The organism is Micromonospora haikouensis, assembly GCF_900091595.1.
In the GTDB taxonomy this organism is placed as follows: domain Bacteria; phylum Actinomycetota; class Actinomycetes; order Mycobacteriales; family Micromonosporaceae; genus Micromonospora; species Micromonospora haikouensis.
The window spans coordinates 88,362-114,621 of the sequence record NZ_FMCW01000015.1; the positions used below are offsets into that span (position 1 = coordinate 88,362).

Genomic DNA, 26,260 nt, shown 5'->3' on the forward strand with positions numbered 1-26,260 from the left:
GCACGTACTCCCCAAGAACTGGCAGAGAGCATTCGGGGATGATCCATTCGATCGGATTGACGAAGGCTGGCGCTTAAACCCCGCAGGGGAAGCAGTTCAGGCAGACCGCACTGTACGCGCAAAGCCTTTTAGCCGTTGGGTACGCGAGGTTTGCAAGCTATGCAACGAAGGATGGATGAGTCGACTCGAAGACACACAAGCCGGCCCCCTTGTTCAGGATATGGCCAAGGGTCGAGTGAGAAGTTATTCATCGATCGATCTGGCACATGTAGCCAGATGGGTCGGCAAAACGGCGATTATGATCGAGGCGCTAACCCAAATGCGAAGGGCATCCGGCCAAGATCAGCGGGATTCCCTGAGAGAGGGCAAGATGCCGCCCAGGCTCCAAGCTTGGGCACTCCCTTTTACTGAAGGCGATTCTGTCTATTATCACGCCACAGGCGAGGCTTTAGTAACCAGAGACGGAGCAATGCTGCCCTACTTCATTACTTCTATTGCGGTCCTCAAAGTACACTTCCTAGCCATACATTACTCAGAGGGATTGGAGTCAACCTTCTTCCGCATCAACTTGGTCGACCACCTAGGGGCACCTTTAGGTGCTGCTACACACACCCAAGCATGGCCGCCCAGTTTCTCCGATGCGAACACTTCGCCGATGCTCAGGCACCGTCGAATCCAGCATCACCTGATGGCCAGCGTAATTAGCGGCACCGACTAGAGACTTCCTCACCCAATCCGTCTGCGGCGGCCTTTCGCACCGACCGCCGGACGCTTGCGTAGCAACTGCTAGCGCCAGGCGAGGAACGACAGCGGGGCGCCGGACGCGCGCCCAGGAGGCTTCGGCACGCGCGGCCCATCAACACCCCTCGACAGGGGATTACAATCAGTCACCACACCACAGAGCGCTTCGGACTCGCCTTCATGGCCACCCGTAGAGCTATTCGTGGTGCGAAATGCAGGATACCAGCGAAAGCGGAGCGGCTCAGAGTAAGAGTCTTCGCAGCTAGGGAAGCTCCTGAAGCCAGTGATCGGAACGTGAATGCCACTTCTAATCCCAAGGCCGCAGGTTCGAATCCTGCCGGGCGCACATCCCCCACCACAGGCCACCAGCCCGGTGTCCATGATCAGGACAACCGGGCCCGGCGGGCACGCCGCCTCTTCCTCCGGTCAGCCGGCCCTCGGTGTGGCCTGACCGATGATTCTTCCGCGCCGTGCTGGTCTGTATGCCGAGCACCAACCCACGAGAGGCTGGCACGATGCGGAAACTGACCTTCGGCATGAACCTGAGCCTGGACGGCTACATCGCCGCGCCCGGCGACGACCTCGGCTGGAGTGTGCCGAGCGACGAGTTGTTCCAGTGGTGGTCCGACCGGGTGGGGGCGACGGGCACGGGGCTGTACGGGCGCAGGCTGTGGGAGATGATGAGTTCCCACTGGCCGACCGCCGACCAGCGGCCGGGTGCCACCCCGGCGGAGATCGAGTTCGCCCGCCGCTGGCGGGACATGCCGAAGGTGGTGTTCTCCTCGACGATCAGCACGGTCGACTGGAACGCGCGCCTGTTCACCGGCGACGCGGTCACCGAGATCGCGCGGCTCAGGGCCGAGGACGGCGGCTCCCTGGACATCTCCAGCCCCACCCTCGCCGCCGGGGCCATGCGCGCCGGGCTGATCGACGAGTACACGCTCGTCACCCACCCGGTCCTGCTGGGCGGCGGTAAGCCGTTCTTCACGGCCCTCGACAACTGGGTGAACCTGACCCTGGTGGAGACCCGGACGTTCCCTGACGGCGTGGTGCTGACGAGGTACGAGACCAGGCGCTGAGCACGGCCACAGGTTCGGGTCCCGCCAGCGCGCCGACACCCAGCGAGCGGGCGACGCCGACGTGCCCGGTCACGCTCCCGGCGATGGTTGCCGGGCAGCGTGACCGGGCCTGGGCCCGCGACGGGTCAGTGCGGGTCGCCGGACAGGGAGGTGCGCCGCTGTGACGCCATGACCAGGGAGTAGACGTTCTCGCGGAGTTCGCCGAAGAGCGCCGTCTGCTTGGTCGCGATCTGGTCGCGGGGCCGGTCGAGTTCGACCGGCAGATCCTCGACGACGACGGACGGCCCCTGCGACAGCACGACCACCCGGTCGGACAGGTAGACGGCCTCGTCGATGTCGTGGGTCACGAACAGCACCGTCGTGCCGGTCTCCGCCCAGACCTTGAGCAGCAGGTCCTCCAGGCTGGCCCGGGTCTGGGCGTCCACCGAGGCGAAGGGCTCGTCCATGATCAGCATTTCCGGCCGTACGGCGAGACCCCGCGCGATGGCCACGCGCTGTTGCATGCCGCCGGAGAGTTGCCACGGGTGCAGCGCCGCGGCGTGGGCCAGGCCCACCATCTCCAGTGATTCCCGTACGCGGTCGCGGATCTCGGTGCGGGGCAGGCCGCGGTCCCGCAGGGGGAGGGCGACGTTCTTCTCGACGGTGAGCCAGGGGAACAGCGATCGGCTGTAGTCCTGGAAGACGACCGCGACGCCGTCCCGCGGGCCCGACATGCGTTCCCCCCGGAACATGACGTTCCCAGTGGTGATGGGCAGGAGCCCGGCGATGCACATCATGAGGGTCGTCTTGCCGCAGCCGGACGGGCCGACGACCGACACGAACTGGCCGGCGTGCACGGCGAAGTCGATGCTGCGGACGGCCAGCACGTCGCCCTTGCGCGAGGGGTAGGACTTTCCGAGTTCCTGTACGGCCAGCATGGGCGTGTCGGTGCCGGGGCCCGGTTGGTGCGGTTGGATCGTCACGGGATTCATCCGGGACTCCTCTACCTGATGTCGTTGTCGTCGGCGGTGCGGGGAGTTGTCAGCACGGGAACTGTCGACGCGGGGAGTGGTCGGCGCGGGGAACTGTCGGCGCGGGGAGTTGTGGGTGCGAGACCCGCTAGTGGCCCTCCGCGCCCTCCGGCCGCACGTTGCGGTGCCACCTGAGCAGCACCCTCTCGACGACGGCGAAGATGGCGTTGAAGAGGATGCCCAGCAGCGCCAGCAGCACGATGGCCGCCCACAGTTCCGGGAATCGGAACAGCCGCTGCTGGCTCACGATGTAGAAACCGAGGCCCGCCGTGGCGGCGTACAGCTCGGAGATCACCATGAGCACCAGGGCGATCCCGATGCTGATCCGCATTCCCACGAAGATCGCGGGGCTGGCGCCGGGCAGCAGGACCTGGAGGAAGTAGCGGCGTCGGGTCAGCCGCATGCTCCTGGCGGCGGTGACCACCGTGCGGTCGAGTCCCCGTACCCCGTCATAGGTGTTGATGAGGATCGGCCACAGGCAGCCCAGGGCGATGAGGAAGACGTTCATTCCGCTGGTGATGCCGAAGAGCACGATGGCGATGGGCAGGAGCGCGGTCACCGGCACGGACATGCCCAGCCGGATCAACGGGTTGAAGAACGCTCCGGCGGGTCGCCACACCCCGATCAGGATGCCGGCGCTGATGCCGATCGCCGCCGCCGCGCCGTAGCCGAGGCCGAGTCGGGCGAGACTGGGCAGGACGTCGACCCGGAACTGGTCGCTGAGGAAGAGCGACGACGGCGAGCCGGAGAGCCAGGTGTCGACGAACGCGACGAAGATCTGCGACACCGGCGGGACGAACAGGGACCCGGCCAGCCGGGCGGCGATCTCCCACACCACCAGCAGGGCCGCGAGCAGCCACAGCGACTGCACGCCGCGTCCCATCGCCTGCGCCGAGGCGGCCAGGCTCGACCGCTTCGCACCGTGATCGCTCATCGTCCGCTCTCCCGTTGGGCCTGGCCCCAGGGGACCACCAGGCGTTCGACCAGGTTGAAGCCGTAGTAGAGGGCCATTCCGAGCAGCCCTACGAGGAGGATCCCCGCGTAGACGAAGTCGGGTCGTTGCGCCTGCTGGTACGTGGTGATCACCGTGCCCACCCCGCTGGTGGCGCCGAGCAGTTCGGCCGAGAGCACCACGATGAGCGCCGTCGAGCTGGCCACCCGCAGGCCGGTGGCGATGGACGGGGCGGCCGAGGGCAGCACGACTCTCGTCAGCAGCCGCGTTCTGCCCCAGCCCATGCTCCGGCCGGTGGCCAGCATGAGCGGTTCGGTGTCGCGCACGCCGTACATGGCGTTGAGCAGGATCGGCCAGAAGATCGCGTAGATCGCCAGCGACACCTTCATCTGGGTGCCGAGGCCGAACAGCAGGATGGCGATCGGCAGGAACGCCGAGGAGGGGATCGACCGGCCGGCGTGCACGACCGAGGACGAGGGCCGGTAGAACGCGGAGAAGTAGCCGAGGGTCAGGCCCAGCGGGATGCCGACGGCGCTGGCGGCGAGCATGGCGAGCAGCCAGGCCCACAGGGTCTGCGCCACCTCCGTCAGGAACGTCGCGTCGACGAGGAGTTCGCCGGCCCGCCGCATGGTGGCCGCCGGGTACGGCAGGGAGTCCGCCGAGACGGCCCCGGTGCGTACCACGAGTTCCCACACCACGAACATCGTCGCGATGCCCGCCAGCCCGTACGCCCAGTCGGGCGTCGGGCCCCTCCGGCGTGCCGCGGTGGGCACGCCGGAGGGCGACGGGGCGGGGACATCAGCCTTGACCGGGTGGCTCACTCGAACATCCGACACCCCTGTCACGTCCTCTCCCTTGACGGTCGGTCGGTCGCCGGCAGACGGTTCAGGACCGGGCGAAGTCGGTGACGAAAGGCTCAAGATCGGGCTTCTTCTGCATCATCTTGAGGTCGACCATCTGCTGTGCCATCCGGTCCAGCGCGGCGAGGTCGACGGCGGCCTCGATGGCGTTCTGCGGCTGGGCGGCGAGGGTCTCGGCCGGCACCTTCTGACACTCGGAGAGCAACCGGAACGACTCGTCCTTGTTGGCCGGGTCGTTGAGCTGCTGGGCGGTCTCGGTCATCGCCTCGTGGAAGCGCTTCGCCGCGTCGCCCTTGGCCACGAAGCTCTTCGCGGCGACGTAGGTCGCGATGTAGACCTTGTTGCTGCTGGCGAAGGGGTCCGCCAGGCTGCGTACGCCGTCGTTGTTGTTGCCGAGCAGCGAGTAGCCGAGCTGGGCGGCGTCGACCCGCCCGCTGAGCACTGCGGGGATCTGCTCGGCGAAGGGCAGCGCCACGAAGCTCACGCTCTCCGGCTCGACCCCGTTGGCCTTCAGCCAGCTCGCGGTCACGATCTGGTTGATGCCGTTGATCTCATTGACCGCGATCTTCTTGCCGGCGAGGTCGGCGGGCGACGTGATCGGGGAGTCCTTGCCGACGAAGACGCCCTGCGCGGGCTTGGCCGGCGGCAGCGCGTTGACGTTGGCGCCGGACACCATCTGGATGGGGAAGCCGGTGTTGTAGGCGTTAATCGCGGTGTATCCGTTGACGTACCCGAAGTCGGCCGCCCCGGAGAGCACCGCGGCGACGGCGGCCGAGCCGCCCCCGGACCGGACCAGCTCGACGTCGAGGCGGTGCTTCACGTAGACGCCCTTCGAGATCGCCCAGGTGTTCCAGATTTCGCAGCCGAACGTCGTGACGGAGACCTTCGTCGTGGCGTTCGCGGAGCCGGCGGCGTCGTAGCCCCCGCCGCAGGCGCTGGCGAAAAGCAGGGCGGTGACGGCCGCCGCCGCACCGATACGTCGTGAAATCATCTTGTCACTCCTATGTGTCCACACGGGACCCGGCATTTCCCACCGGTGCTGGCAACAGCAGGAACCGGTGCCGGGTAGGCGCTTGTCGGTTACGACGCGATACGGGCTCCACCGCTGCGAACTCGCCCGCCTGGCACTGAATCGCCCTGCGGTCTCGGTTCGACGCGTCTTGCCCTGGCTTGGAAGGGGGTGTGTGTGACCGCGTGCCTGCTTCGGTGGGATCCGGCCCGGTGCCGCAAGGGGCCTCGGGCGGATTCACGGAATGGCCGAGCAGGGTTGGTCGCCGGTCGGTTCAGGCTGACGGGCTGCACCCCAGCAGCACCCTGACGCCTCGCCGACTTGGAGCGAACGTACGTGCCACCAGGAACCCTGTCAAGATGCGGAATGGGATCTCGCATCGCGTGAGGGGGCGAGCCGGCACAGCCGCCCGTCCCGACCGCCCGACAGACAGGGTGAGCAGGCGTAACGATACGTCTTCACCGGTTGACGGGGCAGGCGGCGGCTAGCTTCTCCAGCAGACAGCGCCGGCCCGTCGACCCGGGAGTGGCCATGAGCTTGGAGACGCCCCCCGAGGCAGTTCCAGCCATCTCCCGCGCGCCGATCGGCCATTGGAAAGGGCCGGAGTTCCCCGCCATCCGCCCCGGCACCGGGGCCGGGAAGGCGCTCGTCCCGTTCTGATCGGGATCCCCGCGTCTCGTAGCACCCTGCCCACAACCGGGCGGGCCGTTCGCACCAGCCACCGCTCTGTCCGCCCACGTGGCGGGCGGCCGGCGTGCTGGTGGTCGAAGAGGCACGAGACGCTGAGCAGCACGACGCGTGGCCCCGGCACACCCCTCGCCCTCGAAGGCGGGCCGGTGGCCGACGCGGCGTACCTGCATCTCCCGCCCGGAAGGCCCCGACGCATGGAGGCCGAACCCGCTCCCGAGACCCCAGCCGGGCAGGCGGATTCGGTCCCCTGACCCCAGTGCGCGCGGCGGCCGGCGACGTCCGGGACACCACCCGCGGTCGGCCCTCACCCAGGATCTCGGTACTGCCGCAGCACGGTTCGCGGTGCGACGATGACAGCGTGCGCAGACGTGAGAACCAGTTGCGGTCCCGGCGACACGTCCGTAACCAGTCGTGGCCGACGTGACCTGGGGCGGGCCGCCTGCCGCAGGTGATCGGCGCGCCCGGCTCCTCGGCCGGGACGACGAGCTACGGCGGATCGACGAGTTGCTGACGGCGGCCTCTGGTGGCCGCGGCGGTGGGCTGGTGGTCAACGGCGAGCCGGGGATCGGAAAGACAGCGCTGCTGGAGGCGACGGCCTCGGCGGCGGAGGGCTTCCGGCTGCTGCGCCTGGACGGCTACGAGGCGGAGTCCGCCATCCCGTTCGCCGGGGTGCACCGGCTGACGATTCCGCTGCGCGATCACGTCGTGGTCCTTCCACAGCGGCAGCAGCAGGCGTTGCAGGTCGCAACCGGGCTGGCGGACGGCCCGCCGCCGGATCGTTATCTCGTCGGCCTCGGCGTGCTGGGCCTGTTGACGGCGGCCGTCGTCTCGACGTCGCCGGTCGTGTGCGTGGTCGACGACGCCCATCTTCTCGATGCCGAGTCCCTGGACGTGCTGGCGTTCGTGACTCGTCGCCTGGAGGCGGACCGCGTCGCGTTCGTGTTCGCCGCCCGGGACGAGCCACAGGTCGCGGAACGGCTGGCCGGGCTGCCCGTACTTCGCCTACTCGGCCTGGCGACGGGGCCCGCGGTGCGGCTGCTGACGTCGGTGTCGCGGGAGCCGATCGATCCGGCGACGGCCGCGCGGGTCGCCGCCGCCACCGGGGGCAATCCGCTGGCGCTGATCGACCTGGCCGACGAGCTGAGCGTGCGGGAGCTGACCCAGTCCAGCGTCGGCGCCGAGCCGATTCCGGTGGGTGGCCGCCTGGAGGCCTTCTATCTGCGTCAGGTACGCCGGGCAACGCCGCAGCAGCAGTTGTGGCTGTTGATCGCCGCGGCCGAGTCGACGGGCAACGTGGACCTGGTCCGGACGGCGGCGCGGCGGCTCGGGCTCGCCGGCACGTGGGGCGACGAGGCGGAGCTGCGGGGACTGGTCGAGTTCGGCACGTCGCTGCGATTCCGTCACGCGCTGGTGCCCTCGGCGACATACAACGGCGCGGCGGGGGCCGAACGTCGCCGGGTCCACGGTGCGCTGGCCGAGGCGGCGGAGTCCCTGGGTCTGGTCGAGTTGGCGGCCTGGCACGCGGCCAAGGCGACGATCGGCACCGACGAGCACGTCGCCGACCGGCTCGAACGGGTGGCGGAGCTGGCGGGGCGGCGCGGCGGGTTCATGTCCCGGGCCGGGGTCCTGACGCAGGCGTCGAGGCTGACCCCGCCGGGGCCGGTCCGCAACGGCCGGCTGGTCGCGGCGGCCGAGGCCGCGTTGGCGGCGGGGGCGGCGGGGCTGGCGCGCAGCCTGGTGGACGAGGTGAGCGCGGAGGCGCTGGAGCCGGTCACCCGGGGCCGGCTGACCCGCGTCCGGGTCGACCACGCGTTCTTCACCGCCGGCCCGGACGTGGTACGCGGCCCCGCCGACATGCTCACGGCGGCCTCCTGCTTCCACGGCCACGATGCGGCGGCGGAGCAGGAGGCGCTGCTTCTGGCGTTCCTGCGTGCGCTCGTCGTGGAGCGGTTGGGGCGTGACGTCCCGCTGCCGGCGCTGGGCCGGCGGCTGCTCGACGGCGCAGGTCTCGGCCACAACGCAGAGCGACACAACGGCGCGGAGCGCGGCAACGGCGCGGAGCGAGACAACGGCGCGGAGCGAGACAACGGCGCACAGCGAGACAACGGCGCGGAGCGCGGCGACAGCGTCGCCGCGACGATCCTGCGCGCCCTGGGCACGTTCATCCTGCGGCCCTATCGGGAGGCCGTGCCCGAGTTGCGGGTCGCGCTGGCGGCCATCGACGGTCTCGACGGCACCGACCTGCTGAAGTACGGCGTGATCAGCGTCGCGCTGACGACGGCGTTGTGGGACGAAGCCGCGATCCGCCGCTGCCTGGAGCGGACCGCCGCGACCGCCCGGGACCTGGGCTCGGTGCAGATGCTCGACACCGCCCTGTGGGTCCTGTCGCTGTCCCTGCTGCACATCGGCACTCCGCGTGCGGCGCAAGAGCACATCGACCAGGTGCGCGAGCTGCGCCGGGCCATCGGCTACGACGCCGAGCACGTCGTCAACGCGGCGCTGCTGGCCTGGTCCGGTGGCCCCCGCGAGGGGGTGGAGGCGATCGCCGAGGCGGCACGGGCGTCCGGCTTCGGCGGGGTGCACGCCTCCGGGGTGTCCGCGCTGGCCGTGCGCGACCTGGCCGAGCGCCGCTACCACGACGCGTACGCGCGGCTGAAGCCGCTCATGGACACGCCGTTCCTCCAGGTGACGCCACTGAACTACGCGGACTTCGTCGAGGCCGCCAGCAGGATCGGGCGCACCGACGAGGCGGTCGGGTTCGTGGAGCTCCTGGAGGACATGGCGGCGGTCAACGGCTCGGCCTGGACGAGGGGCCTCGCGCAGCGGGCGCGCGCCCTGGTGTCCGGCGACACCGACGCCGAGCGGTGGCACGCTGCTGCCGTCGCGACGCTCGGGCCGACCGCGTTGACCGTCGAGCTCGGCCGGTCGCACCTGGTCCACGGCGAGTGGCTGCGACGACGCAGGCGTCGCCGGGAGGCCCGGGAGCAGCTCAGCCGGGCGGTCGGGATCTTTGACGACGCCGGTGCGCCGGCGTTCGCCCAGCGGGCCCGCACCGAGTTGGCGGCGATCAGCCGGTCGCCGACGGCCGACGAGCCGCCCCGGCGGCTCGACCTGACCCCGCAGGAGCTGGCGGTCGCCCGGCTCGCCGCCGCCGGGGCGACCAACGCGGAGATCAGCGCCACGATGTTCATCAGCCCGAACACCGTCGACTATCACCTCCGCAAGGTCTTCCAGCGGCTCGGCGTCACCTCCCGACGACAGCTCGCCGGCCGCCTCGACCAGTCGTGACCCCGGGGGACTACGTGCGGCACGTGGTCCGCGCCCGCTGACGGGCCCGCAGGCTGGAGGGGCCGGGTCGGCGGGCGGGCCGCCGCTCACAGCCGGGTGGCGCCGAGAGGGAGGGGCCGCCGTCGATGGTCCAGTCAGGTGACGGCCGAACGGCAGTGCACGGTCGGCACGACGAACTGGCCGCCGTCGCGCGCCTGCTGGCCGACGGCCGCGCGGGCCGGGGCGCGGCGCTGGTCGTACGCGGGCAGGCCGGGATCGGCAAGAGCGCGCTCCTGTCCGCCGCCCGCCGGTGTGCCACCGACGCCGGCATGCTGGTGCTCGCCGCGAGCGGGGCAGAGGCGGAGTCGGCGCTGCCGTTCGCGGGGCTGCACCAGCTCCTGGCCCCGCTGCTGGACGACCTGTCGTCGCTGACCCCACGACTACGGGGCACGCTGCGGGGCGCGTTCGGGCAGGAGGGGACCCGGCCGGACCTGTTCACGATCGGCCTGTCGGTGCTGGAGCTGCTCGGGGAGCGGGCGGCCAGGACCCCGCTGCTGATCGTGGCGGAGGACGCGCACTGGCTGGATCCGGAGACGCTCGACGTGCTCGTCTTCGTCGCGCGCCGCCTCGCCGTCGAGCCGATCGTGGCGATCATGGCCGTCCGTGCCCCGCACGCCGACGTGCTCGCCGGTGCCGGCATCGGCCAGCTGCACCTCGACGCACTCGACGACGACGCCGCCGGGCGGGTGCTGGCCGACCATGCGCCCGGGCTCCCGCCGGGCCTGCGCAACCGGATCCTGGCGGAGGCGGCGGGCAACCCGCTCGCCCTGGTGGAGCTGCCCCGGTGCGTCACGTCCGGGAGCCTCGACGAACTGCCGGAGCTGCTGCCGCTCAACGAGCGGCTGGAGAGCGCGTTCGCCGACCGGTTCGGGCAGTTGCCCGCGCCGACCCGGGCGGTCGTCGCCGCGTTCTCCGCCGACACCACCTGCCGGTTGCCGGTCGTGCTCGCCGCCGCCCGGGCGCTGACCGGCACCGACGTGGCCGTGGACAGCTTCCAGCCGGCGATCGACGCGGGCCTGTTGCAGATCCAGGGGCGGCGGCTGCAGTTCCGGCACCCGCTGATGCGCTCGGCGGTGTACCGCTCCGTCAGCGACTTCGCCCGGCTCACGGTGCACTCGGTGCTGGCCGACGCGCTCGCCCACGACCCGGACCGCCGGGCCTGGCACCGCAGCGCCGCGGTTCTCGGCCCGGACGAGGAGGCCAGCGCGGAGCTGGAGGCCGCCGCCGCGCGGGCGCTCGAACGGGGGGCGCTGGGCGTGGCGGTGGCCGACCTGGACCGGGCCGCCGACCTCACCGACAGCCCGGCGCGCCGTTCGTCGCTGCTGCTGCGGGCGGCGGAACTCGCGTCGCAGTTGCACGACCGTACGGTCGCGGGGCAGTTGGCCGCCAAGGCCGACCCGGCGGCGGGCGGTCCCGCCGACCGGGGCCGGCTGGCCCTGGTCCGCGACATCGTCGATCCCGGCGACATGGGCGACCCGGGCCGCATCGACCTGCTCTGCGACCTGGCGGTGGAGGCGCACGCCGCCGGTGACACGGACCTGGGGGCGCTGCTGTGTTGGCGGGCGGCGTCGCGCTGCTGGTGGGCCAGCCTGCCCCCGGAGGTCGGCGCGCGGGTCACGGCCGTACTCGGCAAGCTCGGCCTCGCCGACGACGATCCGCGCACGGTGGCGATCGCCGCCTACGCGCAGTCGGAGGCGCTCGGTGCCGCGATCCTGCGGCAGTTGTCCACGCTGGTGCCCGACCGTGCCGACGTCGACGGCATGCGTTCCCTGGGTGGGGCGGCGCTGGTCCTCGGCGACTTCGTCACCGCGTCGTCGTTCATGGCGACGGCGGCTGCGGGCTACCGGGCCGGGGGCCGGGCGGCGTTACTGGCCCGCACCCTGTCCTCCGCCGGGTACATCCGGCTGTGGCTCGGCCGGTGGCCGTCGGTGCGGGCCGACCTGGAGGAGGCCGAGGCGCTCGCCGAGGAGACCGGCGACCACTTCTGGGTCGTCGCCGCCCGGGCGGCGCGCGCCATGCACGAGGCGATGTGCGGCGACAGCGACGCCGCGCTCCGGCTCGCCGACCAGGTGCTGTCCAGCCCGCTGGCGGCGGGGGTGCGGTTCGCCACCCAGGCCGCCCAGCACGCCCGCGGGGTCGCCGCGAACGCCGCCGGGCACCACGACGAGGCCCTCGACCTGCTCGTGCGCACGTTCGATCCGCAGGAGGTGACGTTCCACCTCGACATGTCCGGCTGGGCGCTGCCGGACCTCGCCGACGCGGCCGTCCGGTCGGGACGGCAGGACGAGATCCGGGGCATCGTGGCCCGGGCCGCGCAGCGGGCGGCGCGTTTCCCGTCGCCGATGCTGCACCATTCGCTCGCCTACGCCGTCGCCGTGCTCGCGCCCGAGCGGGAGGCGGGCGCGCGGTTCGCCGAGGCGTTCGCCCTGGATCTCGGGGCGTGGCCGGTGCACCGGGCCCGGCTGAACCTCGCGTACGGTGCGTGGCTGCGCCGCCGCCGGCACATCCTGGAGTCGCGGGTGCCGCTGCGGATCGCCCGGGACGGCTTCGAGGCTCTCGGCGCGGCGGCCTGGGGCCGGCTGGCCCGGGAGGAGCTGCGCGCCGCCGGGGAGGAGAGCACGGGGCGTGCGGTGCCGTCGCGGGAGCAGTTGACCGCGCAGGAGTTGCAGACGGCGATGCTCGCCGCGGCGGGGCTGAGCAACCGCGAGATCGGCCAGCGGCTGTTCGTGTCGCACCGCACGGTGAGTTCGCACCTCTACCGGATCTTTCCGAAGCTCGGCATCACCGCCCGGTCGCAGTTGCGCGAGGCGCTCGCCGCGCTCCCGCACGGCACCGGCTGACGCGCCGGCCGACGCGGTCGACGTACGGCAGTCAACGTACGGATGCGTGCCACCCACAGCCCGTGCATCGTTGGCCACGGCGCGTGCCCACCGCCGCGCGATCGGACGACGTGAGGACGGCATCGTTGAAGGACGTACGAGTGACGCACATCGGGGGCCCGACGGCCCTCATCGAGGCGGCCGGCTGGCGCATCCTCACCGACCCGACGTTCGACGGTCCCGGCCGCCGCTACTCGTTCGGCTGGGGCACCAGTTCCCGCAAGGAGCACGGTCCGGCCCTCGACCCCGACGATCTCGGGCCGGTCGACGCCGTCCTGCTCAGCCACGACCACCACGCCGACAACCTCGACGACCGGGGCCGCGCCTTCCTCGCCGGAGTGCCGGTCGTCGTCACCACCGTGCCCGGGGCGCGGCGGCTGGGCGGCGGCGCGCGGGGGCTGCGCCCGTGGGCGCGCACGGAGCTGGCCGCCCCCGGCCGGCTGACCATCGAGGTGACCGCCACGCCGTGCCGGCACGGTCCGCCGCTGAGCCGCCCGATCACCGGTGCGACGGTCGGTTTCGCGCTGCGCTGGGACGGCCAGGAGCACGGGGTCCTCTGGATCACCGGGGACACCGTGCTGTATCGCGGCGTGCGGGAGGTGCCGCTCCGGATGACGGTCGACACCGTGCTGCTGCACCTCGGGGCCGTGCGGTTCCCGATCACCGGTCGGCTGCACTACAGCCTGACGGCGGCGGAGGCCGTCGAGCTGTGCACGCTGGTCCGCCCGCGCACGATCGTCCCCGTGCACTACGAGGGCTGGTCGCACTTCAGCCAGGGGCGGGCGGCGGTCGAGGAGGCGTTCGCCGCCGCGCCCGACGGGTTGGGCGACCGCCTGCACTGGTTGCCGCTGCGCCCCCGGGACCGCCGCTGACCGGCCGAGCGGGCGGCGCCGCGCCGGCGGATCGGCGGTACGCACCGTCGGAGGACCGTCAACGTACCGATGCCCGGAGCAGGTGCGCTCCCCCACGCTGATTGGCACATCGACCTGCACGGAAGGAGCCCGACCGATGCACACCACTCGTCGTACCCTGCTCGCCGGAACCGCGGCGGTCGCCACCGGTGCCCTTGTCGGGGCGCCCGCCGCCGCGGCCCAGGCGCGGCCGGCGGCCGGGACGAAGCCGACCGTCGTGCTCGTGCACGGCGCGTTCGCCGACGCCTCCGGCTGGACCGAGGTCGCCCGCCTCCTGCGCTGCGACGGCTACCCGGTGATCGCGCCGGCCAACCCGTTGCGCAGCGTCTCCGCCGACTCGGCCTACCTGGCCAGCATCCTCACCACGCTGCCCGGCCCGCTGGTGCTGGTGGCGCACTCGTACGGCGGGATGGTCATCACCAACGCCGCCGTCGGCAACCCGAACGTCAAGGCCCTGGTGTACGTGGCGGCGTTCGCCCCGGACCAGGGCGAGACGTTGCAGGGGCTCCAGTTGCAGTTCCCCGGCAGCAAGCTCGACGAGGCGGCGCTGGACTTCCGCCCCTACCCGACCCCCGACGGCGTCGGCAGCGTCGACGGCTACGTCAAGCCGGCCGTGTTCCGCGACGTGTTCGCCGGTGACCTGCCGCAGGCCACCACCGACGTCATGGCGGCCACCCAGCGCCCCGGCGACGTCCACACGCTGCTGGAGCCGTCCGGCGCGCCGGCCTGGCGGTCCATCCCGAGCTTCTACCTGGTCGCCCGCAACGACAACCTGATCCCGCCGGCCGCGCAGCGGTTCATGGCGCAGCGGGCCGGTGCCCGCACCACCGAGGTCACCGCCTCGCACGTCGCGATGATCTCGCAGCCGCGGGCCACCGCGAACCTCATCAAGACCGCGACCCGCTGAAGGGACCGACCATCATGTACGTGACCGCCGCCGACGGCGCACAGATCTACTACCAGGACTGGGGTGCCGGCCGCCCGGTCGTGCTGTCGCACGGCTGGCCGCTGAACTCCGACAGCTGGGAGGCCCAGGCCCTGTTCCTGGCCGGCAACGGCTACCGGGTCGTCGCCCACGACCGGCGCGGCCACGGCCGCTCCACCCGCACCTGGCACGGCAACGAGATGGACACCTACGCCGACGACCTCGCCGCCGTCCTCGACGCCCTCGACCTGCGGGACGTGACGCTGGTGGGGTTCTCCACCGGCGGCGGCGAGGTCGCCCGCTACATCGGCCGCCACGGCACCGGCCGCATCGCGCAGGCCGTGCTCGTCTCGGCGGTGCCGCCGTACATGCTCCAGGGTCCGGACAATCCCGGCGGCGTGCCGGTCGGGGTGTTCGACGCGATCCGCGCCGGCTCGCTGGCCGACCGGTCGCAGACCTACCGGGACCTCGCCGACGGCCCGTTCTTCGGCAACAACCGTCCCGGCGTGCACGTGTCGCAGGGCATCCGCGACGCGTTCTGGTTGCAGTCGATGGCCGCCGGGCACCGCAACGCCTACGAGTGCATCGCCGCCTTCTCGGCCACGGACTTCCGCCCCGACCTCGCCCGGTTCGACGTGCCCACGCTGGTCGTCCACGGCGACGACGACCAGGTCGTACCGTTCGAGGTGGGCGGCATGGCGTCGGCCGCGCTCATCGCGAACGCCAGCCTGCTCGTCTACCCCGGGGCTCCGCACGGCATCACCGACACCCACAAGGAGCAGCTCGGCGACGACCTGCTCGCGTTCCTGAAGGAGTACGACTCATGAGCACGATCGTCCTGGTCCACGGCCTCTGGGTCACGCCGCGCAGCTGGGAGCACTGGGTGCCCTACTACGAGGCGCAGGGGCACACCGTCCTCACCCCGGCCTATCCCGGCTTCGAGGTCGAGGTCGAGGCGCTGCGGGCCGACCCGACGCCGATCGCCACCGTCACGGTGCCCGACACCGTCGCGCACCTCGAAAAGATCATCACGGCGCTGCCGGAGAAGCCGATCATCATGGGTCACTCGTTCGGCGGCACCCTGACCCAGCTCCTGCTCGACCGGGGCCACGGCGCTGCCGGCGTCGTCATCGACTCGGCCCCGCCGGAGGGCATCCGGGTCACCCCGCCGTCGCAGATCAAGTCGCTGTTCCCGATCCTCAACAACCCGGCGAAGCGGCACCAGGCGGCCGGGTTCACCCCGGCCCAGTTCCACTACGCCTTCACCAACACCCTCTCCGAGGAGGACGCCCAAGCGGCCTACGACCGTTACGCGATCCCCGCCCCCGGCAGCTGGGTCTGGGCGTACGGGCTGCTCGCCAACTTCACCCCCGGCAAGCAGGAGACCTGGGTGAACTTCCGCAACGAGCAGCGCGCCCCGCTGCTGTTCATCGCGGGCGGCGCGGACCACATCATGCCCCCGTCGGTGAACCGGTCCAACGCCCACCACTACAAGGCCCCCGGCACGGTCACCGACTTCCACGAGTTCCCCGGCCGCTCCCACTGGACGTGCGCCGAGCCCGGCTGGGAGCAGGTCGCCGACTACGCGCTGGACTGGGCCCTGCGGCACGCCCGCTGAGCGGGGGTGCCGGCGACTGCGGCGCAGGCACGGCGGGTCGTCGCCGCGCCTGCGCCGCAGTCCGCGGAGGCGAAGCCACGAGGACGGGCGGAACCGTGGCGCAGGTGCGCCGGGGATCGTGGGCCCGCCGAGCCGACGGGGCTCACGCGCCGCCACGGATGAGGGCCAGCAGGGCGGCATGCGTCCGATCGTCGGCGGCCACGACGAGCCCACCGACGCCGGTGTGCAGCGGTTGGCCGTCGATTCCGGTGACGACGCAGCCGGCCGCCTGGCAGAGGGCGATCCCGGCGGCGAAGTGGACGCTGTCGCGCAGGTGGCCGTCCGTGACGTACGCGGCGCGGCGTCCGGCGGCGACCCAGGCCACGGCCAGGGTCGTGGACACCACGCGGGGGCGGAACTGCTCGATGAAGCCCTCGTCGGCCAGCATGCGGGCGGCCATGAAGGTGTCCCTGTTCGGGAACGGCGGGTCGAGGTTGACGTCGACCAGCCTGGACCCGGCCGACGGGACGAGCCGCTCGTCCCCGCCCCGGCTGCGCACGTACGCGGCGTCGCCGTCGGTCCAGAACACCTCCTCGGCGAACGGGTCCGCCGAGGCGGCCACCGCGGTGCGCGTCCCGGTCCGGAGCGCCACGTTGACCGAGACCAGCATGTTCCTCGCGGCGTAGTTCACCGTTCCGCACAGCGGGTCGACCAGCCACACGCGGCCGTTATCCTCCCGGCCCCTGCGTCCGCCCTCCTCACCGAGCACGACGTCGTCCGGACGCGCGACGCGCAGGACGTCGACGATGGCCGCCTCGGCGGCGATGTCGGCGGTGGTGGCGAAGTCGCCCCCGGCCTTGTCGATGCGCCCCAACGCCGATCCGTAGTGGGCCCGGACGACCGCAGCACCGGCATTCACCGCATCGAGGACCAGCACCACATCGGAGATCGACATGAATCGACCCTAGACGAGCAGCTCCGATATCCAGGCACCCCACCCCACCCCCACCCCGCCCCGGATGCGTCGATCTTGCACTTTCGGCCCCACAGAAGGGCGCTTCATCCCTTTCGCCCGGGCCGCAACTGCATGATCGACGCGGCAGGGTGGGGCGGGGGCCGGCGGGGGTGGGGGCGGGGGCGGGTAGGGAGAGCGGCGGGGGAGGCGATAGGCGGTTGGTGGGCGCCTACGACCGCTGGCCGGGGTTCGGAACAACTCGCCTGGATGCCGCACCGCTGCCAGTCGCGCGTCGACCGGGGTCGGGGCGGGGCGCAGGGGCGGGCCGCAGCACGCGCAGCCCGCCCGGCCGCACGAAGATCGACCGGCGGGCGACGGCGTCACCCTTGCCGTCGAGTTGGTAGACGTCGAGCCACACCCACCCGTCGTAGGTGATCCAGTCGAGCACCCGGACGACCCGGCACCTGATCGGCTCGACGAACTGCACGCTGGCCGCCCGGGTCACCTGCACCAGGTCGCCCGCCTTCGGCAGCGGCGCATCCCGCACCGGCGCATCCCGCACCGGCGCGCCCGTCGCCGCCACGCCAGACCGCCCCACCGGACGGCCGCCGGTCACGGCCCCTCCCCCGGCCCGCGCCGCCGCCCCGCCCCGGGCCGCCGCCGGCCGCCCTGCCCCGCCCCGAGCCGATCGACCTCCCCCGGCCCAGGCCGACTGTCCTCCCCCGACCCGGGCCGACCGCCGTCCTCCCCCGGCCAGTGCGCGCGGCGGATCGGGATGCGGTGCCGGGCCCGGCAGGGCAGCTCCGCGCCGCAGCGGCACACCCTGCGCCAGCGCTTCCAGCTCCAGACCGGCCGGTGCCGGCGGGCGAGCGTCAGGGCGACGGCGACCACGTACTCCTCGTACGTCACGCGCATCGGGCGTCCTTCCCGAGGGATGGCGCCGCCGAAGAACAGCGCCGCCGAAGAATTGCGCCGCCCCGCCCGCGCGTGACTCGCAACGAGCGGGACAGCGGGCCGGCAGGGGGGCAACAGGTCATTGCCGACGCCATTTCTGGCACCCCGCACCACCCTGCCGACATTCAACAGAATGCAACCCGCCCACCACCTTGCGCAACACAACCCGCCCCCTCTAGCCTCGATTCGAATCACCCCCCGAGGAATGGAGGAAAGAAATGCGCGGGAATGGGCGGAGAATGTTGCACGAGGGGCATGGTGATGTTGCATGACGGATGAAACAAGCGGGTCGACGGTCCCCCGGCGGCAGCTCGGCAGGCTGCTCACGCAGCTTCGCGAGGACGCCTCGGTCTCGCTGGACGCCGCCGCCGAGGGGCTGGACTGCTCGCGGCAGAAGGTGTGGCGCATCGAGAAGGGCCTGGTGCCGGTGCGGGTGGTGGACGCCCGCGCCATGTGCGAGATCTACCGCGCGCCGGAGGACATGAAGACGATCGTCACCGGCCTGGCGAAGGAGACCCGCGCCAAGGGCTGGTGGCACTCGTACGGCGAAATCGTCCCGCCCTGGTTCTCCCTCTACGTCGGGCTGGAATCGACCGCCGCCCTCATGCGGCGATACGACTCGGAACTGATCCCGGGGCTGCTCCAGACGCGCGAATACGCCGCCGAACTCTTCCGCCGCAAGAATCCCACGATGACCGAGGCCGAGCGGGAGAAGCTCGTCGAGGTGCGGATGCACCGTCAGCACGTGCTGACCCGGCGGCTGCCCAGCGCGCCCACGCTGAAGGCGGTGCTGAGCGAGGCCGTGCTGCGCCGCACCATCCCCGACCGGCGGGCGATGGCCGGGCAGCTGCGCCACCTGCTCGACATGGCCGCGCTGCCCAACGTGAGCCTGCGCATTCTCCCGCTGGCCGCCGGCCCGCCGCTGGCCAGCGAGACGGGCACCTTCGTGATGCTGGACTTCCCGCAGGCGTTCGGCCGGGCCGCGACCGAGCCGACCACCGTCTACCTGGAGAACATCACCGGCGCGCTCTATCTCGACCGGCCGGCCGAGGTCGCCGCCTACGAGCACGTCTGGTCCGACCTGGAAACGCTCGCCTCCGATGAGGCAGAATCAGAGAAAATGATCAACATGATCATCGAGGAGCGCGCATGACTGACCTTGCCGGTGCCGTCTGGCGCAAGAGCACCCGCAGCGGCGGGAGCGGCGGCGACTGCGTCGAGGTGGCCGCCAACCTGCCGGGCGTCGTGGGCGTACGCGACAGCAAGGACCCGGCCGGGCCGGCGCTCCTGTTCGCCCCGACGGCCTGGACCACCTTCGTCAGCCGGGCGGGCCGCGACCCGCGCTGAGCGCAACCGGGGCCGCCCACCGTGCCGGCGGGCGGCCCCGAAGCCCACAAGGGGTCAGCCGCGCCCGGGGTGCCCGCCGACCAGGGTGGTCAGCGAGCGCGGCGGCAGCTCGACCGTCGCGTGCGCGCCGCGCCCCGAGACGAGCCCGTCGACCTGCTCCAGCCTGTGCGTCGAGTCCGTGAGGTAGGCGGTCGGCCGCCGCAGGTCGACGCTGGTCCGCACCGCCTCGGTCGAGGTGTTGATCACCTGCACCACCTCGGTGCCGTCGGCGTTGCGGTAGGCCGACACCGCCAGGCCCGCCGGCGCGCCGTCGACACCGATCCGCACCGCGCCGGGTCGAATGAACCTGCTGTACGCGGCGAAGGCGTACAGCCGGGACGACACCCGGTAGCTGTCCGTGGCGTTGTCGACCTGCACGAGGGCCGCCGTCGCGCCCCGGGAGGACCCGAGCCAGTAGACGAAGGCGCTGGCGTCGGCCTTCGCGAGGGTGTCGTGGATGCGCTGGGCCACGGCGATGCCGTCGGTGCCCTTGCCGCTGTCCCACGCCTCGTTCCAGCCGTCGGCGGTGCTCGACGGGGCCCACTCCGTCATCCAGGTCGGAGCCGTGGTCGGCAGCGGGCGATCGGAGGGGCTGGCGTAGCCGTGCCCGGTGAACAGGTCCAGGTGGCGGCGGGCCTCCGGGTCCGCCTCGATCGCCTGCGCGTACGCGTCCGACTGCTGCCAGCCGAACGAGTCGCAGCACACCAACCCCACCCCGGCCTGCTCGGCGATGGGGCCGAGGACCTTCACGAACTCGGCGGCCTGCGCCGGGGTGAAGCGCATCGAGGCGTACGGGGCCGTCCAGTCGGGTTCGTTGGTGAACCCGATCTCGTCGAGCCGGATGCCCTCCTGCCGGTAGAACCTGGCGTACTGCACGAGGTAGCGCGCATACGCCTCCCGCCAGTCGCCGCCGGCGCAGGTGACGCCCGACAGGCCGCAGAGGCTGCCGCCGTTGGCGTCGGTGCCGCTGTCCTTCATGTATCCCGGCGCGCTCCACGCGTCGGCGTAGAACCGGTTGATCCCGCGCTTACGCGCCTCCTTGGCGTACCAGACCTGGCCGCCGTCCCAGCCGTCCCACTGGTAGTTCGGGGTGGCCGTCGGGCCGCCCGGGTCGGTCGGCTGGATGGACAGCATGTTGTCGTACACGTCGGTGGCCGACGAGCCGATGCCGAGCCGCAGGATCGTCGGCGCGGCGCCCTTGCGCCGGTCGAGGAGCAGGTCGAGGACCTCGGCGCGCTTCGCCTCGGACAGGTCGTGGACCAGCGTGGCGCGTTGGAACGCAATCGAATAGCCGAAGCCGTCGATGCTCTGGTGGATCTCGGCCCGGTCGAGGTCGAGGCTCAATTGTGGGCCCGGCGGGGTGCCGGCGTGGGCGGGTGTGCCGGCCAGGACGGTGACGGCTGCGACGGCGGTGGCGACAGCGCTGGCGACATTGCGGGATCGAAACACGAAGTTCTCCTTGACGTCGCGCGGGAGACACTCCGGGCATACTACAGACATTGACGCTCATCGTCGGGCAACGATTCTTCCGAGACGGAAGCAGGAAATGCCAACGACCACGCACAGGAAGATCGGCCGGCTCGCGCGGGCCCTGGCCGCCCTCGCCGCCGCCACGGCCGTCCTCGCCGCCACGACCACGCCGACCACCCCACCGCGAAAGAAATGCCGGCGGCGGCCGGTCAACGGAGGTGTTCGCAGGGCACTTCCGCACCCGGCCCCCGCCCGGTCACCGCACGAAGCGTGATCGGCGCGGGGCCGGCGTTGACCACTGCCAGCAACCCGCCCATCTGGAGAACACCCGCGCCGTCGGAAGAGCCGCCACCACCCGAGGCGGGGAACGCCACGAGTGAGACCGACGCAGTGCGCTGCCGCTCCTCCCGCGCGTCCCGCAGCTCGTCGATTCCGACACCGCCCAGCACGACGCCGGCCAGAAGGGCGGCGACGAGTCGCACGTTCCTCCGCAGCCCGCTCGGGTGGCGGTCGGCAGCGATGCCGCCCACCTCCGCCGGCTCGCGGCCGCCCTCGTCCAGATCGATCACGTCCCGCCGCCCCGACACGCCACGAGCCTAGACCCGCCCGCCACGCACGCCCGACGAGTGAGCGGAGACCAAGAGATCTTGGAAGAATTCGGCCCTTGGAGGGGCAACCAGCTTCCAAGATCTCCAAGGCATGGACGCGACGCGTCGTCGCAGCGGTGAGCGCGCCAAGTCACGCCCGTTCGGGCGGACCGCACGACCAGGAACGGTTCCGGGTGTCGGTAGGCCAGGCAGGCAACGCATGAAAGAGTGTTCCAATGAGCGCCGCCTTAGCTACGAGTAGCCGCACCGGCATCCTGGGTATCGGCTACGAAGGTCGGTCCATCGACGAGTTCGTCCGTGAACTCTCGGGCCTGGGGGTCGCCCGCCTGGTAGACGTCCGCATGACGCCGATCTCGCGGAAGCGCGGCTTCAGCAAGACGGCCTTGAGCCAGGCGCTCGCCGCGCAGGGGATCGCCTACGATCACCACCGCGAGCTGGGCAACCCGAAGGAGAACCGCCCCGGCTTCGGGGGCAGCGCGCAGGAGTTGGAGTCGGCACGTGCGGTGTACGCCTCCAGGCTGCGCCGCGCCGAGTCGTTGGCAGCGCTCGACGCGCTCGCCGAGGTGGCGCAGCGCGAACTGGTAGCCCTGCTCTGCTTCGAGGCGGACGAGAGCCGCTGCCACCGCCGGGTCCTGATGCAGGCCCTCGAAGGCCGGCTGCCGCCTATCGTTTCGGCCAGTACACTCCCAGCACGCTGAAGACGTGGACGCGCTTGGCCTGGTTGCCGACATAGAAGGCGACGGCGCGGTTCGGCGCACACATCTCCCCCAGGAACTTGGCCTCCAGTGCCTCCCGAAGCGCAGCATCGGAGTAGCCGTCGAATCGGCGCTGTAGCGCGACCAGCTCCCAATCGATGACGTGCTGCCTGTGCCCGTTGCACCCGGATTCGTGACAGCGGTAGTGGTAGGCGGCCTTGAAGCGGGGCGCTTGCAACGGAGACTTGCTTCGGCCGCTGAAAAGATCCGGCTGGTTCGCGTACGCCTCGATCTTGCGTTGCTCCTCAGCGGTCCAACCAGGATGTGGCACGACCTTGAGGGCACCAACTTCCTTGGGACGCACCAGAGCCAACGATTGCGCGTCGGAACGCTCCTGCGCCTCACGGTTGAGCCGGCACATCGAGTCCTCGACTGCCGGGTCGAGCAACGGCTGCCGCGACTTCCAGCCGTCGAGATGGCGTTTCTTCCGGATCCGGTCCATGATCGGCTTCCAGCTCTCGCGCCGCTGGTCCTGCCGCGCCGGCTTGGCATCGACAGTGACGATGTCGTACTTCTTGAACGCCTCGTCGCTGTCGAGGTGCCGGAAGTTGATCGGATAGAGGCGCACCCAGGTCGGCCTCAACACGTCCGTCCGCAGCCCCGCCACGCAGACGGTTTCTCCATACTTCTCAGAGGGATTCGGGGCGGCCTTCACGGTGATCAGGAGTTGAAGCCGAACCATGCGGTCGTCGGCAGGCTTCGGATCGGGCCCAGCTTCGCCGGGACCGAAGAGCGACATCTGGGCCACGCGCGCCTCCAGCCAAGATAGCCGTAAGTAGCCGTACGGTCACAAGAACATTCAGGTTCTCATGCCATCGACGATGCGCATAGGGCCGCCCCGCGTCCGCTACCCGTCTGCCAGAACCTCGCTCCATCCGGCAGGCAGATCGGGGTCGGGCCAGGACGGATCCGGACGGAAGTCGACATGGGTCCCGTCGAACGGATAAGCGCGGTCCTCGGCCAGCCTGATCAGGCGCTTGCCCTCGCGGCGGACGGCATCCGCCGTATCCGCATCCGGATACAGTGGATGCCCTACCCGCGCGGCCAGCTCGTCCTCGTCCTTCCATCGCCAGTTGCGCTGCGGATCGATCACGACATCGAGCAGCAGATCGGTGGTGTCGACGCCGCCGACGTGACGGACGTACGGCGTTTCCAGGTTGACGTACCACCCGACGAAGCCGCCCTCCGCGAAGAACCACCAGACGGAGTACGACGCCTGGGGCAGCATCAGCACCAGGATGTCGTGCCGACGCCATGCCTGGCGGACGAGCCGGGGTCGGCGCATCCGGTCGATGGGCAGTTCATGCTGCGTCTTTCCGTCGGCGTCGACCAGGTTGGCGTACTCCCTGCCGGCCGGCTTCCAGAGCAGCAACCCCGCGTCGTCGTCGCTCACCACCCGCATGGGGTGGACCACGGTGACGGTGTCGGCCCGCACGTGCCGGCGAAGCAGGGTCTGGCCCGGCGTAAAGGACATGGTGCGAACTGTAACGAGCCCCTACCCCAGGCCGCCCTACTGCTACTCGGCGGTCCTCGTCGGGCCGCCGCCGCTGCCCCGGTCGTCGAGCACGAGAGGGGCGCGACCGCGCACCGCGTACCGGATGTGGGTGACCTCCGGCGTGGCGACGACCCGGGTCGGGGTCAGCTCGATGGCCTCCTTCTCCCCCAGGTCGAGGCCGGCGTCGGGGCCCAGGCCGGGGCCGGCGTCGAACAGCCGCAGCCCGCCGCCGAGCACGACCGGCACGATGTGCAGTTCCAGCGCGTCGAGCAGGCCGGCCCTGAGCACCTGCCGGACGAGGCTGCCGCCGCCGGCCACGGCGACGTCCCGGCCGCCGGCCGCCGCGCGGGCCTGAGCGACGGCGCTGGCCACGCCGTCGGTGACGTACGTGAAGCTCGTGCCGCCACCGCGCACCAGGGTCTCGCGGGGGCGGTGGGTGACGACGAAGACGGGCGCGCGGAACGGCGGCTCGTCGCCCCACGGGATCTCGCCGCCGTCGGCCATCCGCCGCCCCATCACGTACGCGCCGGCCGCGCCGAAGGACTCCGCGACGATGTCGGAGTTGGCGTCCTGCTCGCCGCCGGCGAAGCCCTGGCGTTCGCGCCACACCATCGCGTTGGTCACCCACCGGGTGACCCGGAAGAAGCCGGCGCTCTCGGCCGAGTCCATCCAGTCGCCGTCGCCGGTGTGCCGGGGGCCGGCGTAGCACCCGTCCAGCGACACGGACAGCTGCGCGGTCACCTTCGTCATCTCGCGGTGTTCCTCTCCGTCGGGCGGGCACCGGTTCCGGCACCCCTGTGGACACCGGTTCGGGCACCCCTGTGGACACCGGTTCGGGCGTCCCTGTGGACACCGGTTCCGGCGTCCCTCAGGCAACGGTCGGAGCCGGCCGGGGAACACCGACAGGAGGGCAGCGTGACGACCGTCACACCACCAGGGGAAGCTCGCCGACGGTCTGGCCGCCGCTGCGCTCCCCCGTCGGGCGGAACCCGAGCCGCAGGTAGAACCCCTCCGGCCCGTCCTGCCCCGGCTCCCAGGTGGTGAAGATGCTGCGCTCGCCGCGCCGCCGCGCCTCCTCGGCCACGGCCCGCACGGCGAACCGCCCGTAGCCGCGCCCCTGCCGGTCCGCGGCGATGTTCAGCCGCCACAGCCCGGAACGCAGGTCGGTCGGGGTGTCCTCGCTCCACGGGATGCGGAAGAAGCCCATCAGGAAGCCGACGAGGTCGCCGCCGTCGTAGACGAGCCGGGGCCAGGCGATGCCCGGCCAGACGTACGCCTCGGCCAGCGACCGGGCGACCGGCTCCACCAGGTGTTCCTGGTCGGGGCGGAGCCGCAGCTCGCAGGCGGCGTCGAGATTGGCCGGTGTGATCTTCTCCAGGCGTGGTGTGGGCATCGGGGCACCATAGCCGGCCACCCCGCCGCTGCCCCACCGGATTCGGTCAGGGCGTGCGGGGGCCGATGCCGTCCTTCGGCGTGGGCGCCACCAGCAGCCCGACCTGGTAGCCGATGAACCGGTAGACGACCTGGCTGGCCGCCCACATCAGGTGGCCCCGGTCGCTGCGGGCGATCGCCCGCCCGTCGGCGTGGCCGACGCTGACGAACAGCACCCAGTTGCCCGACGTCGACACCACGTCGACCGTCTCGCCGTCGAGCCCGGCCTGCGCGGTGCCGGAGCGCAGCGGGCCCCGCCGCTCGCGGGCCACGGCCTCGGTCGGGAACAGCACCGCCGCGAGGCGCACGACGGCGTCGCTGTCGTCGGTGGTCCAGCTTCCCCGCACGGTACGCACGCAGCCCGCCAGCCGATCGTCGTCGTCCAGCACCCCGGCGCAGCCCCGCTGGTCGTCGGCGGACGTGCGGGTGAGCGTGTCCCCCGCGGCGGTGAACGTGCGCTCGGGGAACGCCAGCTCGGCGGTGACCGGCACGGGGTCGGCCCGGCCCAGGGCCACCCCGAGCATGGCCAGGCACGCCCCGGCCGCGACCAGCGGCGCCCAGACGGGCGGCAGGGGCGTCTTCCTACGCTCGGCGGACACCGTTCCCCGGCTCTCGGCGGGCACCGTCTTCCTGATGTCGGCGAGCACCGCGACGACGAGGAGGGCGAGCAGGGCGAGCGCGAGGCCCGCCCAGGCCCAGGTGATGCCGGTGGCCGTCGCGTACTGGGCGGGGCCGTCGAGGAGGTCGTCGAGGTCGCGACGCCGGCTGGGGATGAAGAGGTACGCGCCCAGCACCAGGGGCGCGGCCACCACGACCACCACCGGGCGGGCCCGGCCGGGCAGCCGGGACCAGAGCGCGACGGCGGTCACCACGTAGACGAACGGCACGGTGATCAGCAGCCAGCCCGCCGTGGCCATGCCGGGCCCGGTGCAGCCGGTGACCGCGCACGCGTACCCCTCGATCCGCTCCCGAGTGGCGGGGCCGATCATGACCGACACGATGGGGAAGGCGACCAGGCCGAGCACGAGCAGCACGCCGATCAGCGCCCCGGCGCGGGCGGGACGGGCGGCCGCCGGCGCGGCAGCACGCTGGGCCCGCGGCGCGGCGTCGGCCTGCGGGCGGACGTCCCGCCGTTCCGCGTCCGCGCGGGCCTGCGCCACCAGGTCGACGGACCGGCCCCGGCCGCCCTTGAGGTTCCACATGATCGCGAGGCTAGACCAGCCGCG

Annotated in this window: 24 protein-coding genes; 10 read left to right on the plus strand and 14 right to left on the minus strand. The window is 71.9% G+C overall.

All coding sequences use genetic code 11. The features are described from left to right. Window positions 1-1,256 precede the first annotated feature (1,256 nt). Complete coding sequence (locus GA0070558_RS16975; protein ID WP_091281005.1) at window positions 1,257-1,820, plus strand: dihydrofolate reductase family protein; 564 nt, start codon at window positions 1,257-1,259, stop codon at window positions 1,818-1,820. A gap of 125 nt (window positions 1,821-1,945) precedes the next feature. Here GA0070558_RS16975 and GA0070558_RS16980 read toward each other — a convergent pair whose 3' ends face one another. The 4 genes from GA0070558_RS16980 to GA0070558_RS16995 form a co-directional block, all read right to left on the minus strand. Next, window positions 1,946-2,791, minus strand: a complete 846-nt coding sequence (locus GA0070558_RS16980) for an ABC transporter ATP-binding protein (protein WP_256091985.1) — start codon at window positions 2,789-2,791, stop codon at window positions 1,946-1,948. 127 nt (window positions 2,792-2,918) lie between these two features. Next, window positions 2,919-3,764, minus strand: a complete 846-nt coding sequence (locus GA0070558_RS16985; protein WP_091281008.1) for an ABC transporter permease — start codon at window positions 3,762-3,764, stop codon at window positions 2,919-2,921. Further along, entirely contained in the window at window positions 3,761-4,603 is an 843-nt protein-coding gene (locus tag GA0070558_RS16990) for an ABC transporter permease (protein ID WP_141722230.1), read from the minus strand. The genes GA0070558_RS16985 and GA0070558_RS16990 overlap by 4 nt, the downstream gene beginning before the upstream one ends. Before the next feature lie 64 nt (window positions 4,604-4,667). Next, window positions 4,668-5,633 carry an ABC transporter substrate-binding protein gene (locus tag GA0070558_RS16995; protein WP_176734243.1) on the minus strand — a complete coding sequence of 322 codons (966 nt, stop codon included), beginning with the start codon at window positions 5,631-5,633 and terminating at the stop codon, window positions 4,668-4,670. 1,119 nt (window positions 5,634-6,752) lie between these two features. On the opposite strand from GA0070558_RS16995, the gene GA0070558_RS17000 reads away from it, so the two are divergent. The 6 genes from GA0070558_RS17000 to GA0070558_RS17025 all read left to right on the plus strand — a co-directional run bounded on the left by GA0070558_RS17000 (window position 6,753) and on the right by GA0070558_RS17025 (window position 16,001). Then, on the plus strand, window positions 6,753-9,629 hold the full coding sequence (locus GA0070558_RS17000) for a helix-turn-helix transcriptional regulator (RefSeq protein WP_218107005.1): 2,877 nt from the start codon (window positions 6,753-6,755) through the stop codon (window positions 9,627-9,629). Window positions 9,630-9,754: 125 nt separating this feature from the next. Then, the gene (locus tag GA0070558_RS17005) at window positions 9,755-12,508 is read left to right on the plus strand and encodes a helix-turn-helix transcriptional regulator (RefSeq protein WP_091281015.1); all 2,754 of its coding nucleotides are present in this window, start codon (window positions 9,755-9,757) and stop codon (window positions 12,506-12,508) included. Window positions 12,509-12,648: 140 nt separating this feature from the next. Next, window positions 12,649-13,419, plus strand: a complete 771-nt coding sequence (locus GA0070558_RS17010) for an MBL fold metallo-hydrolase (RefSeq protein WP_256091986.1) — start codon at window positions 12,649-12,651, stop codon at window positions 13,417-13,419. A gap of 136 nt (window positions 13,420-13,555) precedes the next feature. Then, on the plus strand, window positions 13,556-14,365 hold the full coding sequence (locus GA0070558_RS17015; protein WP_091281021.1) for an alpha/beta fold hydrolase: 810 nt from the start codon (window positions 13,556-13,558) through the stop codon (window positions 14,363-14,365). A gap of 14 nt (window positions 14,366-14,379) precedes the next feature. Then, on the plus strand, window positions 14,380-15,210 hold the full coding sequence (locus GA0070558_RS17020; protein ID WP_228986612.1) for an alpha/beta fold hydrolase: 831 nt from the start codon (window positions 14,380-14,382) through the stop codon (window positions 15,208-15,210). Further along, window positions 15,207-16,001, plus strand: coding sequence for an alpha/beta hydrolase (locus tag GA0070558_RS17025; protein WP_077938621.1), 795 nt, complete (start codon window positions 15,207-15,209; stop codon window positions 15,999-16,001). The genes GA0070558_RS17020 and GA0070558_RS17025 overlap by 4 nt, the downstream gene beginning before the upstream one ends. 142 nt (window positions 16,002-16,143) lie before the next feature. On the opposite strand, the gene GA0070558_RS17030 is transcribed toward GA0070558_RS17025, so the two are convergent. The 3 genes from GA0070558_RS17030 to GA0070558_RS17040 form a co-directional block, all read right to left on the minus strand. Then, a complete protein-coding gene (locus GA0070558_RS17030) occupies window positions 16,144-16,935 on the minus strand; it encodes an inositol monophosphatase family protein (RefSeq protein ID WP_091281024.1) in 792 nt (263 codons plus the stop codon). Between the two features lie 229 nt (window positions 16,936-17,164). Continuing rightward, window positions 17,165-17,467 (minus strand): hypothetical protein, encoded by a 303-nt coding sequence (locus GA0070558_RS17035; protein ID WP_091281209.1) that lies wholly within the window; start codon window positions 17,465-17,467, stop codon window positions 17,165-17,167. 80 nt (window positions 17,468-17,547) lie between these two features. Beyond that, window positions 17,548-17,850, minus strand: coding sequence for a hypothetical protein (locus GA0070558_RS17040; protein ID WP_091281027.1), 303 nt, complete (start codon window positions 17,848-17,850; stop codon window positions 17,548-17,550). Window positions 17,851-18,157: 307 nt separating this feature from the next. Between GA0070558_RS17040 and GA0070558_RS17045 the strand changes: the two genes are divergently transcribed. Continuing rightward, on the plus strand, window positions 18,158-19,042 hold the full coding sequence (locus GA0070558_RS17045) for a helix-turn-helix domain-containing protein (RefSeq protein WP_091281030.1): 885 nt from the start codon (window positions 18,158-18,160) through the stop codon (window positions 19,040-19,042). Continuing rightward, window positions 19,039-19,236, plus strand: coding sequence for a DUF397 domain-containing protein (locus GA0070558_RS17050; protein ID WP_091281033.1), 198 nt, complete (start codon window positions 19,039-19,041; stop codon window positions 19,234-19,236). The genes GA0070558_RS17045 and GA0070558_RS17050 overlap by 4 nt, the downstream gene beginning before the upstream one ends. Window positions 19,237-19,290: 54 nt before the next feature. Here the strand turns inward: GA0070558_RS17050 and GA0070558_RS17055 are convergent, their stop codons facing one another. Further along, a complete protein-coding gene (locus tag GA0070558_RS17055) occupies window positions 19,291-20,724 on the minus strand; it encodes a glycoside hydrolase family 30 protein (protein ID WP_091281036.1) in 1,434 nt (477 codons plus the stop codon). 230 nt (window positions 20,725-20,954) lie between these two features. Then, window positions 20,955-21,314, minus strand: a complete 360-nt coding sequence (locus GA0070558_RS17060) for a hypothetical protein (protein ID WP_141722231.1) — start codon at window positions 21,312-21,314, stop codon at window positions 20,955-20,957. Between the two features lie 254 nt (window positions 21,315-21,568). Here GA0070558_RS17060 and GA0070558_RS17065 point away from each other — a divergent pair, with 254 nt between their 5' ends. Continuing rightward, window positions 21,569-22,051, plus strand: a complete 483-nt coding sequence (locus GA0070558_RS17065; protein ID WP_091281042.1) for a DUF488 domain-containing protein — start codon at window positions 21,569-21,571, stop codon at window positions 22,049-22,051. Here the strand turns inward: GA0070558_RS17065 and GA0070558_RS17070 are convergent. The 5 genes from GA0070558_RS17070 to GA0070558_RS17090 all read right to left on the minus strand — a co-directional run bounded on the left by GA0070558_RS17070 (window position 22,017) and on the right by GA0070558_RS17090 (window position 26,236). Continuing rightward, the gene (locus tag GA0070558_RS17070) at window positions 22,017-22,856 is read right to left on the minus strand and encodes a DUF8757 domain-containing protein (protein WP_091281044.1); all 840 of its coding nucleotides are present in this window, start codon (window positions 22,854-22,856) and stop codon (window positions 22,017-22,019) included. The genes GA0070558_RS17065 and GA0070558_RS17070 overlap by 35 nt on opposite strands. Before the next feature lie 99 nt (window positions 22,857-22,955). Beyond that, a complete protein-coding gene (locus GA0070558_RS17075; protein WP_091281046.1) occupies window positions 22,956-23,582 on the minus strand; it encodes a ribonuclease FAU-1 family protein in 627 nt (208 codons plus the stop codon). Window positions 23,583-23,624: 42 nt separating this feature from the next. Next, entirely contained in the window at window positions 23,625-24,353 is a 729-nt protein-coding gene (locus tag GA0070558_RS17080; protein WP_091281049.1) for a dihydrofolate reductase family protein, read from the minus strand. A 175-nt stretch (window positions 24,354-24,528) separates the two neighbouring features. Continuing rightward, entirely contained in the window at window positions 24,529-24,996 is a 468-nt protein-coding gene (locus GA0070558_RS17085) for a GNAT family N-acetyltransferase (RefSeq protein WP_091281052.1), read from the minus strand. Window positions 24,997-25,042: 46 nt separating this feature from the next. Beyond that, window positions 25,043-26,236, minus strand: a complete 1,194-nt coding sequence (locus GA0070558_RS17090; RefSeq protein WP_091281055.1) for a hypothetical protein — start codon at window positions 26,234-26,236, stop codon at window positions 25,043-25,045. Window positions 26,237-26,260 lie beyond the last annotated feature (24 nt).